A 12,979-nucleotide genomic window follows, 5' to 3' on the forward strand; every position below is an offset into this window, starting at 1 on the left:
TCGCAATACGCTGAGGCCTGTGCTGGCGCGCTTGACCGGCGGGCCCGGACGCGCTGGACGCGCAGCCGGGCCGGAGGGCGTCACAGGGCTCAGCGATCGATCACCAGCAGACCGGTGCGGCAGCGCGACACGCAGGGCAGGATGCTGTCGCCCGCAGCGCGTTCGGCCGCCGAGAGGTACTGATCCAGATGCTCCGGCTCGCCGGCCAGCACCCGGCTCTGGCAGGCGCCGCAGACGCCGACTTCGCAGGAGGTGGGGATCTCCACGCCGTGAGCGCGCGCCACGCTCAGGATGCTGCTGCCAGCGGGCAGGGCAGCTTCCACGCCGCTGCGCGCGAAGCGCACCCGCGCCCCCTCGGCGGCGGCCGGCGTGATGGTGGCGGCGGGAGCGGCGCCGAAACGCTCGGAGCGGATGCGGCTGGCGGGAACGCCCCGGGCGGCCAACGCGGCCGCCGCGGCGTCCATGAAACCGGCCGGGCCGCAGAGGTAGAAGCAGGCATGCGGATCGGCGGTGTGCGGCGCGATGAGTGCATCGAGCCTGGTGCGGGTGGCGGCGGCATCGAGCCCGGCATGCACGACCGCACCCTCGCACAGGCGTGACTGGAAGCAGGCGTGCGCATCGCTGCGCACGAAGGCATGCAGGCTGACTTCAGCGCCGCGTGCGCGCAGTGCATTGCGCATCGCGTAGAGCGGCGTGATGCCGATGCCGCCGGCCAGGAGCAGATGCGTGCGGGCCTCCGGATCGATGCCGAACAGATTGGCCGGCTCCGAGATGCGCAGGCAGTCGCCCACCTGCAGCCGGTGCATCGAGGCCGATCCGCCGCGCGAAGTCGATTCGCGCTTGACCGCGATGCGGTAGCAGTCGGCTTCCTCAGGATGATTGCAGAGCGAATAGGCGCGCAGCAGCCCCGGGGCCGCGGCGACCATCACATGCGCGCCGGCTTGCCAGGGCGGCAGGCTGCCTTCGAGTGGCGCAAGCTCGAAGCTGCGCACGTCTTCCGCCTCGATGCGGATGCCGCGAACGAACACATCGATCATCATGCCGCCTCCGCCCGGGCGATCATGCCCTTGACTGCCGTGCGGGCGCGGACGGCGAGCTCGGCCATGTCCAGGCCTGCGATCGCACCCTCACGCACCACCTCACGGCCAGAGACATAGAGCCGTTTCAGATGCGCGGCACCACCGCAGGCTACCGGGGAAATGGCAATGTCATGCATGCCGAAGTAGCGCGGTGAGCGGTCCAGTGCGTAGATCGCGATGTCGGCCGCCATGCCCGGTACCAGTGCCCCGGTGGCCGGCAGGCCCAGCACCGCCGCGCCGCCGCTGCTGCCCCAGCGGATCACGTCTTCAACCGTGGCTTCGTCGGCCCCCGCCTCACCGGCGCCGCCGAGATGGCAGGGCACGGCGGCATGGCCGGCGCGGGCGCGCTGCATCAGCCAGGCGGCGTGGGTTTCGGAAATCATGTCGGCGGCTTCGTTGGAGGCAGCGCCATCCACGCCGATCGACACCGGTACGCCGGCCGCTTCGAGTGCGCGGACCGGCGCAATGCCGCTGCCCAGCCGGCCATTGCTCTGCGGGCAGTGGGCGATGCCGGTACGGGTGGCGCCGAGCAGGGCGATCTCGTCCGGGTCGAGCTTCACAAGATGCGCGAACCACACATCCTCGCCGAGCCAGTCGACCGATTCGCAGAAGCGCACCGGCGTCATCCCGTGCTGGGCCTGCACGCTGTCCTGATAGCCGACGGTTTCCGAGAGGTGGGAATGCAGGCGCAGGCCGCGCGCGCGGGCGAAGGCGGCGGTCTCGCGCAACTCCTCCGGGCGCATCGAATAGGGCGGCGTGGTGGGCGCGACCACCACGCGGCGCATGCTGTCCGGCGCGGGGTCGTGAAAGCGTTGTGCGGTGGCCTCCACGCTGGCCAGAAAACCCTCCAGCGACTCGGGTCGCAGCGCCTGCAGCAACTCGGCTTCGAGCTGGCGGGTGATGGTAGCGCCACCGCGGCACAGCACGAAGCGCAGGCCCAGGGCATCCGCTTCCTCGAAGAGCACCGCCGAGCTGTCGAAATCCTGGCCGGGCCAGTAGAGGTAGTTGTGGTCCGCGACGGTTGCGCAGCCCGACAGCGCCAGTTCGATCAGGCCGATGCGCGCAGCCAGGCGGAAGCTGGCCTCATCGAAAGCTGCGCGGAAGCGATAGGGCGTGGCGGCCAGCCAGGGCGTGAGCGTGGCATTGATGCCCAGCGGTTCGCCCTTGAGCAAGGCCTGAAAGAGATGGTGATGGGTGTTCACCCAGGCGGGGTAGATGACGCAGTCGCTGGCGTCGACCAGCGTTTCGCCGGGCAATGGATCGAGCCGGCCGATGGCGGCAATGCGACTGTCATGAATGCGCAGGTCGGGCCCGGCATGGCGTGCGGCGGCACCGGCGAGGCCGGTCATGATCGCGGCCGCATTGCGGATGAGAAGGGAAGGCATGAGGGGTTCCTGAAGGGATTTCCGGTGGCGCGCGCGGGCGGCAGGGCCGCGCCGGCGCGCCGTGTCGATCAGTGCGTGCGGCTCAGTTGCCCATCTGGCTTTCATGCCAGTGACCGAGCCCGAAGCGGCTCAGCCAGGCCATGGCGAGGAAGAGGGCGACGCCGGTGGCGGCGATCAGCAGGAGTGCCGCGAACATCAGCGGAATGTCGAGCTGAAAGCCCGCCTGCAGGATCTGATAGGCCAGACCGGCGCCGCTGCCGCCGGTGCCGGCGACGAATTCCGCCACCACTGCGCCGATCAGGGCGAGCCCGCTGGAGATGCGCAGCCCGCCGAAGAAGTAGGGCAGCGCGCTCGGGATGCGCAGGCGCAGCAGGGTCTGCCAGCGGGTGGCCCGGTTGATGCGGAAGAGATTGGCCAGGCCCGGATTCACGCTGCGCAGGCCCAGCACCGTGTTCGAAACGATGGGAAACAGCGCAACCAGCGTGGCGCAGATCACAAGCGCCGGCGTCTGCAGTTTTACCCAGATGATGATCAGCGGCGCGATGGCCACGATCGGGGTCACCTGCAGCAGGATCGCATAGGGAAACAGGCTCGCCTCGACGATGCGGCTCTGCACCAGCAGGAAGGCGATGCAGACGCCCAGCAGGGTGGCGAAGAGGAAGGCCAGCAGCGTGATCTTGAGCGTGACCAGCAGCGCGCCCGAGAGTGAGGGCCAGTTGCCGATGAGCGTGCGCACGATCTCGGACGGGGCCGGGATCAGGAAGCTCGGAATCTTCCAGTGCACGCAGGCGAACTGCCAGAAGCCGAGCAGAAAGATGCCGAGCAGGACGGGCGAGACGATGCGGATGGCATCGGGATGATGGAGCAGGGGCGTTTTCATGTCGGGCTCCTCAGTGTTCGCCGCCGTTGGCGAGCGTCAGCAGTTCCGAGAGTTGCTGGCAGTAGCCGATGAATTGCGGCGAGACGCGGAAAGACTCATCCCGCTCGCGCGGGCCGTGAATGTCGACCTCGGCGAGGATGCGGCCAGGGCGCGCACCCATCACCACCACCTTGCTGGAGAGGAAGACTGCCTCGTAGATGCTGTGGGTGACGAAGACCACCGTGAGGTCGTGCCCGGCCCAGAGCCGGCGCAGGTCCGCATCGAGCCTGTTGCGGGTGAACTCGTCCAGCGCGCCGAAGGGCTCGTCCATCAGCAGCAGGTTGGGATCGGTGGCCAGTGCGCGCGCAATCGAGGCGCGCATCTGCATGCCGCCGGAGAGCTCGCGCGGCCAGGACTTGTGGAATTTTCCGAGCCCCACCAGATCGAGCGCACGCGCTACGCGCGGCTCGCTGTCGCGCCGCGGCACATGGCGCAGGTCCAGCGGCAGCCGGGCATTGGTGGCCACATCGGCCCAGGGCATCAGGGTCGCCTCCTGGAACACCATGGCCATGCTGCGGCCGGGTTTGTCCTCGGGAATGCTGGCTTCATTCCACCAGCGCACCTGGCCGGCGGAAGGTGTTTCCAGCCCGGCAAACATCCGCAGCAGCGTGCTCTTGCCGCAGCCGGAGGGGCCCAGCAGCGAGACGAACTCGCCACGCTGGATGCGCAGGCGCACGTCATCCAGCGCATGGGTACCGTTGGGATAGGTCTTGTCGATGCGCCCCGCGAAGAGCACGGTGTCGGCGTCCGGCGTGATCGGTGCCGTGTCTTTCTCGACTTCGCTGTATTGCATGAGCATGTCAGCCTCTCTGTGTTCGGGTCTGCCCGGCGGCGGGGCCTGCCGGGCGATGCGTGCGGGTCTCAGCTGCGGAAGACTTCGGCTTCGCCGTGGTCGGTGAGCAGCTTCATCAGCTGCTGGCGGATCATCAGGCCGGGCTTGTCGCTCGCCATGTGGAACTCCGCCCGGCGACGCACATCGATGCAGGCATCCGGATCGCAGGCTTCGAGGATGTCGCGGTCTTCCACGGTGATGGCCGCGTCCCAGTCGATCAGCTCCTGCGTGGAGCAGGCTTCCTCGCTGTCATTGCGATAGAGCCACTGCACCAGCACCATGTTTTCGTCATCGATCGGCGTGGCGCAGTTGTAGATGATGTGATCGACGCCGCTGGCCGGATAGGTGCAGCCGAAGCGCCGTGCAAAGGGCAGGTAGTAGCGATTGACCAGATGGCGGTGGGTGATCGGCTCGGTGGTGCCGGTGACGCGGTGGCTGGCCTCCGGATTGCGGATCGGCACCAGGGTTTCGGCCTCGAAGCCGTAGTCGGTTTCGCGGAACTCGTAAGGGGCCGGCTGCGGCTGATCCTGGAGGCCGAAGTTCGCCTTGTGCACGAAGGAGAAGTGCGAATTGTCGAAGGAGTTCTCCATCATCCGCACCGGGCTGGTCTTCCATGTCTGGTGGAACTGGAAGATGCGGCGGTAGCCCGGCGCGCCGTCTTCCGGGAAATGGGGAATGTCGCGCAGCGGCGCTTCGAGCGCGACCCACACATAGCCGTATTTTTCCTGACAGTGAAAGGGGGTGATCTTCGCGCCGGGCGGAATCGCGCCCTCCGGATTCTGCGGAATCTTCACGCAGGCGCCGCTGCAGTCGTATTGCCAGCCGTGATAGCCGCAGACGATGTTGCCGTTCTCGACGAAGCCTTTTGAGAGCTGCGCGGTGCGGTGGCAGCAGCGGTCCTGCGCGGCGGCGGGGCGGCCGTCGGCCTGCTTCCAGAGGACGATTTTTTCACCCAGCAGGGTGAAGGCCTGCGGGCCCTTGTCCAGCTCGGTGAGCGGAAGCGTGGCGTACCAGAAGCGGCGCAGGACGGGTTGTCGGGTCACGAGCATGCTGAAACTCCTTGTTGCCTGGGCGCCCGTTCTCTGTCGGGGCGCACCGGCCGGCGTGCCAGGGTGGTCGCCTTCGCCGGTTGCCGCGCGGCGGAGCGCGCGGCGTGTAGGGATGAAGTCAGGCCGGTCCGTGCCGGCATGACAAATGGATTCATTGCGCGGCCTGCGGGCGATGCACTTCACGCTCGCCATGGGTTTCGAGCAGTTCGAGCAGGCGGCGGCGCATGATGAGGCCGGGCTGATCCGCCGCCATGTTCTGCTCGGCCCGCCGGGTGAGGTCCACCGGCGCGTCGGCGTCCACCGTTTCGAGGATCTCCTGGTCCTCGTCGATCACGCGCAGATCCCATTCATTGAGCTCGGCGGCCGGGCAGTCTTCCTCGCGGTCATTGCGGTAGAGCCACTGCAGGATCTGGATGTTGTCGTCATCGATCGGGGTGGCGCAGGTCACGATCAGGTGTTCGAGGCCGTTCGGATACACCAGGCCCAGGCGCCGGTTGAAGGGCAGGTGCCACTGGTTGCGGAAGTGGCGCCGGGTGGTGGGCTCGGTCGTGCCGGTGATGCGGTGGGACGCCGGCGGGTTGTTGATCGTGAGCCGCGTTTCGGCTTCGAAACCGTAGTCGGTTTCACGGATCTCGAAGAACTCCGGCTTCTGCTGCGAGAACTGGCCGAAGGTGCCGCGATGCACGAAGGCAAAGTGCGCGGCATCGAAGGAATTCTCCATCAGTCGCAGGGCGCCGGTTTTCCAGGCCACGTCGAACTGCTGAATGCAGCGGAAGCGCGGGTCGTCATGCTCGGGAATGTCGAACACCGGCTTGAGCGGGTCTTCCAGCGCCACCCACACATAGCCGTGCTTCTCCTGACAGTGGTAGGCCTTGATGCCGGCGCCCTGCGGGATGTGACCATCGGTGCTCTGCGGAATCTTGACGCAGGCGCCACGGCAGTCGTAGTGCCAGCCGTGATAGCCGCACACGATGTGGTCGCCTTCGACCCAGCCCTTCGAGAGCTTCGCGGTGCGGTGGCAGCAGCGGTCCTGCGCGGCGGCGGGGGTGCCATCGGATGTCTGCCACAGCACGATCTTCTCACCGAGCAGGGTGAAAGGCTGCGGGCCGTCTGCCAGTCTTGCCATCGGCATGATGGCGTACCAGAAGCGGCGCAGCACGGCTTGTTGCGTGACCAGCATGGTGAAACCCTCCATGACCCGTCCGCGGGGGCGGACGGGGCTGCAGCCGGCGCGCCGGGTTTGGTCGCCTTCGCTGCGGAGTCGGAGCGCGCTCAGGCGAGCGCGGCCTCCCGTGTCTTGCGGAACATCAGCTCGAAATGCTCGCCCGCCGTCCGCGGCGCAAAGCGGGGCGGTCCGTCCGGTGTGCGGAAGGCGGGCAGGCATTCGATGCGGCTGTAATAGTTGAGATCCTGAAAGAAGGGCACCGAGTAGCGATGACGCTCGGGTGAGCGGTTGCGCACCCGGTGCGCGTTCGAGTGATAGGCGCCATTGGTCCAGACCGGCATCATGTCGCCCAGATTCACCACGAAGGCGCCCGGCAGCGGCTCGGCGAGCAGCCATTCGCCATGGGCCGTCTGCACTTCGAGCCCGCCGGTTTCATCCTGCAGCAGCAGGGTGAAGCAGCCCCAGTCGGTATGCGCGCCGCAGCCGATCTGGTTGGCGATCACGCGCCCCGGCTGCGGCGGGTAATGCAGCAGGCGCAGCGTGGCCATCGGCTCGTGGAAGAGCGGCGCAAAGTGGTCCTCGGCCGCATCTGCCGCAATCGCGAAGATCGACATCAGCGTTTCGGACAAGGCATGCACCTGTGCCCGGTAGCGCTCGCAGGCCGCGCGAAAGCCCGGCAGCAGGGCTTCCTCCGGCCAGCGATTCGGACCATGGTTGGGCAATGCCGCCATGACATAGGGATGCGAGGCGGCGAGCTCGGTGCCGCAGAGCCAGGACTCCTTCAGGTCGGGCGGAGAGTCCGGGTCCAGTGCCTGCGCCGCCAGCGGCTCGTAGCCACGACCGGAGGCGTTGATCGCAAGGCTGCGCTTGACCTCGTCGGGCAGCGCAAAGAAGCGCTGAGCCTCGTGCAGGATGCCCCGCATGTCGGCGGTGTCGATGCCGTGGCCGACCAGATAGAAGAAGCCGATCTCGCGGCAGATGCGATCGAACTCGCGCGCCACGCCTTGCCGGTTCGTGCCATCGAGCCAGGGCGCGATGTCCAGCACGGGCTGCAGGCTGCGGACAGGGGGCTGATACTGGACCATGGAGTGCTCCGCCGCGCTGTCAGGGCATGACCTTGAGGTCTTTGACGAACTTCGTCGTATAGGCCTTCTTCCACTCGGTTTCAGGCTTCAGCAAGCCGGCGGCAACCATGAACTTGTAGGTCTGCTCCCAGCGCGCATCGGTGATCACGCCTGCTCCCATCGTGGCCGCGTCACCGCCGTCGAAGACATGCAGTTCCTTCATGCGCTTGACGCCGAAAGCGATCTGCTCGTCTTCCATCTTCGGGTTGTCTTTCTTGATCAGCGCGTTGCCCGGGGCGGGGTCGGCGAGATAGCTCTTCCAGCCTTCGATCGAGGCCTTCACGAAGCGCGCGACCACATCCGGCTTCTCGCTGATCATCTTCTGCGTGGTGACGATGGTGGTGCCATAGGGCGGGTAGCCGTCATCGGCAAACAGGAAGAAGTTCACCTTCTTGCCGTTCTTCATCGCCTGGAAGGGCTCGGAGGAGGGGTAGGCCTGCTGGGCGACCTTGTCGTCAGCGAAGAAGGGCTGCAGGTTGAAGGTGTAGGGTTTGATCTGGCTGTCGGCGATGCCGTACTTCGATTTCAGCCAGGGCAGCCAGGTGGTGTGCGCGGTGGTGGCGGCGAGAATGCTGCGGTCCTTCAGCGCGGCGAGGCTCTTCACATCCTCATGCGTCATCATGCCCTGCAGGTCTTTCTGGAAGGAGGCCGCCACGGTCGTGACCGGCAGGCCCTTCTCGACCGAGTTCAGCACCTGGAAGTCATAGCCCATGATGAAGTCGGCCTGGCCCGCGGTGAGCAGCTGCATGCCATTGATCTGCGGACCGCCCATCTTCACCGTGACATCCAGACCGTATTTCTTGTAGAGACCGGTGGCGAGCGCCTGATAGAAGCCGCCGTGCTCGGCCTGGGCATACCAGGACGTCAGGAAGGTGATCTTGTCGTCGGCCTGGGCAAGACCGGCACACAGCGAGAGGAGCGTTGCACCGAGGAGGCGGCCGGCGCGGGCCTTGAAGCTGGCTTGCATGTGTTATCTCCGTTGAGGCTGGGTTCCGTTGTGAAGCGGCGTGGAACACGGGGAGACGACAAGCCGGAGCCGTGGCGAGATGGTGATGCTGCTGTCATCAGGTCGGGCGATGTACATGAACGCTCTCCGTCGTGTCCCGGGTGGTGCACGATCGTCAGTACTGACGAGCAGGGAGGGTTCTCCCTGCCGGAGCAATGACCCACGAAGTGCCGGGGGCGGCGACTTCGCTGACAGCTTCTACTCCACTGCTCATTTAGCAACGGCTGTGCCAGCACCGGAACCGGATTTTCGTGTTTGATCGAAATCAAGCCGTGCTCAGGATTCCGTGTTCCGCATCATGCGGATGGCATTGGGTGCCCGGAGGGCAGGGCATGCGCCAACACGAAGCAGGACGCATCCGGACGCAAGCCGTGCTGGTGCAAAACCATTTTCAATGTGTGGTTGATGGTCGCTCCGGCGGATCGGTCGCTGCGCAGGGCACGGGCGGCAGCCTGCCGGGGACGAGGCGGCGCAGGCGCGCACGGGGCGCGGCGCATAATGCCGGCCTGTCATTCGCCGGTCCCCCGCTCATGCTGTCCGTCTGCCGCAGTGTTCTGTGTTGCGTGTTGCTCATGTTCTGCCTGCCGGCTTTCACGGCGACGAGCGTCGAGAGCCTGGCAGATCCGCGCGCAAACGGCGGCAGCCGCGTCGCCAATCCCGACAGCTTGCTGTCGCCCGCGACCGTGGCGCAGATCGATGCCGAACTCGCGGAGATCGAGCGTGCGACTGGCGTCCAGGTCGCGGTGGTGGCCCTCGGTTCGGTGGCCGGTGACGATGTGTTCGGCTTTGCGCAGAGCGTATTCGAGCGCTGGGGGATCGGCCGCAAGGGGCATGACGATGGCGCACTGATCCTGCTGGCACTGGCGCAGCGCACGGTGCGCATCCATACCGGTTACGGCCTGGAAGGCGTGCTGCCCGATGTGGTGTGCCAGCGCATCACCCGCGAACTCATGCTGCCGGCGCTGCGTGAAGGGCGCTACGACGACGGCATGCTGGCCGGGGTGCAGGCGCTCAGGCGCCTGCTGTTGTCTGGCGTGGAGGCCGGACAGTCTGTCGCGGCGGGCGCGCGTCCCGCCTTGCGGGTCGTGGAACTCATGCCGCGGACCGAACCGGAGGCCTGGCTCACCTTGCGCTGGTTCCTGGCTGCGGGTCTGGTGATCGCCGGCATCATCTGGCAACTGCGCTACCGGCCCGGCGAGCCTGCAGGTGGTCCGGGGCTGATGCGCCTCCAGGATTTGCCGAAACCGCTGCATGCCGCGGTGTTTACCGGCTTGCCGCTGCTGATGATCGTGGCGCTGGACCGCTTGCATCCGCCGGGCCTGCCCTGGCTGGCGCTGTCGGGTGTCTATCTCTTCTACCTGGGCGCGGCGCTGTTGCGGGCCCGCGCCTTGCGCCAGCGCCTCGATGCGATGTTCGAGCGCAGCGAGCATGCGAACATCGCCCGGGTGCTCAACGATGAACGCGGCTTCTGGGGGCTCATGGCCGCGATCTTTCCGCTGCCGCTGGGGCAGAACCGTTTTGCGCCCGAGGTACTGGCCCGTGGCTACCGCTTTGCGCCGCGTGCCTGCCCGCACTGCGCGCAGCCGGGCATGAAGCGTTTGAGCGAGGCCGAAGAAGACGCCTTCCTCAGCCGCATCGAGCAGATCGAGGAAAGTCTGGGGGCTGTCGAATATGACGTCTGGCTTTGCGGGACCTGCGGCGGACACAGCGGCGTGGCCTTTGCCCAGCCCGATGCCTTCCATTCCCGCTGCCCCGACTGCCAGGGCATGACCCGTGAGCTGGTCAATGACGAAGTCCGCTATGCGGCGACCGCCACCTCGGGCGGCTCCGGCGTGCGCCACTATCGCTGCAGGGCCTGCAACAAGCGCACCAGGGAAACCTACAGTCTGGCGCGTCTCGCATCGGACAGCACCTCTTCGTCTTTCTCGTCCTCTTCGTCTTCTTCGTCCTTCTCTTCGGACAGCGCCTCGTCGTCCTCCTCCTCGGACAGTGGCTGGGGTGGCGGCAGCTCGGGCGGTGGCGGGAGCAGCAGCAGCTGGTAGCGGGCGGGCAAGGGGCCGACCAGCCCGGGGGCTTGCTCTGCACCGGTGACGCGGGCGCGGCTCGCTGCAGACCGGGCTTGGGGAAAGGCACACGGCAGGAGGCGGCCGACTAAGCCTAAAGTCATAAGTCAGAAAACTTGACTTATTGTTGGATGAGTATCATTCTCATTGGCAAAAATGCAGCGTCAGCCGCTGCCCGCACCCCCGCCTTCATCCCGAGCAGAAGTCTCCCCATCATGAATCCTTTGTCTGTCTTGCCCGTGCGCCGGAAGCTGCACGCGGCCGTCCTGCTTGCGCTCCTTCCCCTTGCGGCCCGTGCGGCCGGCTCGGAGGCTCCTGCGGCCAGCGCATCCGCGCCGGTCAGCGAACTGGGCGTGATCACCGTCACCGGCCAGAGCGCGCGCGGACTGCGCGCCGATACCGTGGCTGCCGGCAGCTTCCGTGGCTCGGACGTGATGGATGTGCCCTCCACCGTGAACGTGGTGACCCGCGAGGCGCTGGACCAGCAGGCCGCAGGTGGCCTGTACGACGCGGTGCGCAACACTGCGGGTGTCACGCGGCAGCAGAACGGCGGCGAGACCTGGGACCAGCTGGTGATCCGCGGCATCGCGGTGGAAAACCGTACAAATTACCGCCTCAACGGCGCACTGCCGATCATGAACTTCGGTCAGGCGATGCTGGAAGACAAGGAACGTGTCGAGGTGCTCAAGGGCGCCTCCGCGCTCTATTACGGTTTCGCAGCACCCGCAGGCATCGTGAATTACGTGACCAAGCGGCCGACCGCGAAGCCGCTCACCAGCGTGTCGATGAGCCTCGATCAGTACGGCACGGCGATCCTTGCTACCGACATGAGCCGCCGCTATGGCGAGCAGGATCAGTACGGCCTGCGCCTGAATGCCGGCGGCGGCGCGCTGGGCAGCTATCTCGATGGCGTGGACTCGGGCAATCGCCGCTTCGCTTCGGCGGCCTTCGACTGGAAGGTGTCGAACCGGCTGCGCCTCAGCACCGATCTGGAGTATGACCACCGCAAGACCACCGAGCAGGTCGGCGTGACGCTGCCGACCGCGGTCAACGGCGTGATCACGCTGCCGCATCCGGTCGACCCCACGAAGAGTGTCGGCCCCACGGATTCGAAGTTCGAGACCGATGCGGTCAATGCCCTCGTGCGCGCCGACTATGCGGTGGATGACAACTGGACGCTGACTTTCGAGGGCGGCCATGCGCAGACCTCGCGCGACCGCAACCTGGCGACCTTCCGCTTCACCAGCGCGGCGACCATCGCGACCGGTGCCGGGCGCATCCAGGGCACCAGCCAGCACTCGCTGGTGAAGTCCGACCTGGTCAAGGGCGAGCTCTTCGGTACGGTCGAGGCGCTCGGCCGTCGCCACGAGCTGACTTTCGGCCTCTCGCAGACCGACAAGTCGCAGGACGCGATCTACAACACCGCCTACACGGTGGCCGCGCAGAATCTCTACACGCCGACCACGATCAGCTCGGTGGTCTGGGGCGCGACGCCTGCCAGCCCGACGACTGCCGAGCTCAACACCACCGACACCGGCTTTTACGCGATGGACCGCCTGATGCTGTCCGAACGCTGGCAGCTCATCGGTGGCCTGCGGCATTCGATGTACCGCAGCGACCAGGCCGACAATCATTATGACGTCAGCAAGACCACGCCGATGCTGGCTGCGGTCTATCGCCCGGTTCAGGCGCTGTCGGTCTACGCCTCCTACGCGCGTGGTCTGGAGGAGGGCGATACCGCGCCGACCGGTTCGCTCAACGCCGGCGAGCGCATGGCGCCGGGCGTGAGCAAGCAGGTCGAGCTGGGCACGCGCTGGCAGGTGATCGGCGATACGCTGCTCTCCGCTGCGCTCTTCCAGATCGACCGGCCTGGCGCCTACACCGGCACCGATGGCTACTATGTGGCCGATGGCGAGCAGCGCTATCGCGGGCTGGAGCTTTCCACCCAGGGCAAGATCACGCGCGATCTCGGCTGGCTCACTTCTGCGCAGTGGCTGGACCCCCGCTTTCGCAAGAGCGCCGCGGCCTATGTCGGCAAGCTGCCCGAAAACGCCGCGCGCCGCACCGCCAGTGCCTTCCTGACGCTGGATGTGGCCTGGGTGCCGGGACTCACGCTCAATGGCGGCAGCTATTACACCGGGCGTCGTCCGGTAGACGACCTGAACCAGGCCTGGCTGCCCTCGGTCACGCTCTACGCGGCCGGTGCGCGTTATGTCACCCGCATTGCGTCGAAGGCGGTGAGCTGGCAGCTCAATATCGAGAACCTGACCGACAAGCAGTATTGGGCCGGTGCCGGCACCCGTCTCGCAGCGGGTGCGCCGCGCACGATCAAGCTCGGCATGAAGATCGATCTCTGA

General features: G+C 66.7%; 10 protein-coding genes. 2 read left to right on the forward strand and 8 right to left on the reverse strand.

Going from position 1 to position 12,979, the window contains the following annotated elements; translation table 11 throughout:
- Nucleotides 1-89: 89 nt before the first annotated feature.
- The 8 genes from ABDB87_RS15005 to ABDB87_RS15040 all read right to left on the reverse strand — a co-directional run bounded on the left by ABDB87_RS15005 (nt 90) and on the right by ABDB87_RS15040 (nt 8,520).
- Nucleotides 90-1,040, reverse strand: a complete 951-nt coding sequence (locus tag ABDB87_RS15005) for a PDR/VanB family oxidoreductase (RefSeq protein WP_345928495.1) — start codon at nt 1,038-1,040, stop codon at nt 90-92.
- Nucleotides 1,037-2,464 carry an amidohydrolase family protein gene (locus tag ABDB87_RS15010; RefSeq protein ID WP_345928497.1) on the reverse strand — a complete coding sequence of 476 codons (1,428 nt, stop codon included), beginning with the start codon at nt 2,462-2,464 and terminating at the stop codon, nt 1,037-1,039. Before ABDB87_RS15010 ends, ABDB87_RS15005 begins: the two co-directional genes overlap by 4 nt.
- Nucleotides 2,465-2,546: 82 nt before the next feature.
- Nucleotides 2,547-3,344: an ABC transporter permease gene (locus tag ABDB87_RS15015; protein WP_345928499.1), complete on the reverse strand. Its 798-nt coding sequence runs from the start codon at nt 3,342-3,344 to the stop codon at nt 2,547-2,549.
- A gap of 10 nt (nt 3,345-3,354) precedes the next feature.
- A complete protein-coding gene (locus ABDB87_RS15020; RefSeq protein ID WP_345928500.1) occupies nt 3,355-4,182 on the reverse strand; it encodes an ABC transporter ATP-binding protein in 828 nt (275 codons plus the stop codon).
- A 62-nt stretch (nt 4,183-4,244) separates the two neighbouring features.
- Entirely contained in the window at nt 4,245-5,264 is a 1,020-nt protein-coding gene (locus ABDB87_RS15025) for an aromatic ring-hydroxylating dioxygenase subunit alpha (RefSeq protein ID WP_345928501.1), read from the reverse strand.
- A gap of 151 nt (nt 5,265-5,415) precedes the next feature.
- Nucleotides 5,416-6,444 (reverse strand): aromatic ring-hydroxylating dioxygenase subunit alpha, encoded by a 1,029-nt coding sequence (locus tag ABDB87_RS15030; protein WP_345928503.1) that lies wholly within the window; start codon nt 6,442-6,444, stop codon nt 5,416-5,418.
- Between the two features lie 92 nt (nt 6,445-6,536).
- Complete coding sequence (locus ABDB87_RS15035) at nt 6,537-7,514, reverse strand: isopenicillin N synthase family dioxygenase (protein ID WP_345928505.1); 978 nt, start codon at nt 7,512-7,514, stop codon at nt 6,537-6,539.
- 19 nt (nt 7,515-7,533) lie between these two features.
- Complete coding sequence (locus ABDB87_RS15040; protein ID WP_345928507.1) at nt 7,534-8,520, reverse strand: ABC transporter substrate-binding protein; 987 nt, start codon at nt 8,518-8,520, stop codon at nt 7,534-7,536.
- Nucleotides 8,521-9,089: 569 nt separating this feature from the next.
- Here ABDB87_RS15040 and ABDB87_RS15045 point away from each other — a divergent pair.
- On the forward strand, nt 9,090-10,601 hold the full coding sequence (locus tag ABDB87_RS15045; RefSeq protein ID WP_345928509.1) for a TPM domain-containing protein: 1,512 nt from the start codon (nt 9,090-9,092) through the stop codon (nt 10,599-10,601).
- A 236-nt stretch (nt 10,602-10,837) separates the two neighbouring features.
- Entirely contained in the window at nt 10,838-12,979 is a 2,142-nt protein-coding gene (locus ABDB87_RS15050) for a TonB-dependent siderophore receptor (protein ID WP_345928511.1), read from the forward strand.

Origin of the sequence: Uliginosibacterium paludis (assembly GCF_039631355.1) — a bacterium.
Taxonomy (GTDB): domain Bacteria; phylum Pseudomonadota; class Gammaproteobacteria; order Burkholderiales; family Rhodocyclaceae; genus Uliginosibacterium; species Uliginosibacterium paludis.